Source organism: Halomonas elongata (genome assembly GCF_029081005.1).
In the GTDB taxonomy this organism is placed as follows: Bacteria; Pseudomonadota; Gammaproteobacteria; order Pseudomonadales; family Halomonadaceae; genus Halomonas; species Halomonas elongata_B.
Genome location: NZ_JAJQTQ010000164.1, coordinates 1 through 229 on the forward strand (window position 1 = coordinate 1; position 229 = coordinate 229).

A 229-nucleotide genomic window follows, 5' to 3' on the forward strand; every position below is an offset into this window, starting at 1 on the left:
AGCGATGCCGATGACGCCACCCTGACCATCACCATCGATGGCAGCGACGACGGCGTGACCGTCGATGTGCCGAACGAGCATGGCAGCACCGAGCCGGATGGCAACATCAATGACCAGGTGGTGTTCGAGAGCGGCCTGGCGGACGGTTCCACCCCGAACGCCGACGACATCCGAGTTGCGTCCAGCTTTACCCTCAAGGCCCTGGATGGCCTGCAGGATACGGGTGCCG

1 protein-coding gene is annotated in these 229 nt (G+C 64.2%); it reads left to right on the forward strand.

What is annotated here, in order from left to right:
• On the forward strand, nt 1–229 hold a 229-nt coding region (locus LU493_RS19940), incomplete at both ends, for a hypothetical protein (protein ID WP_275289524.1).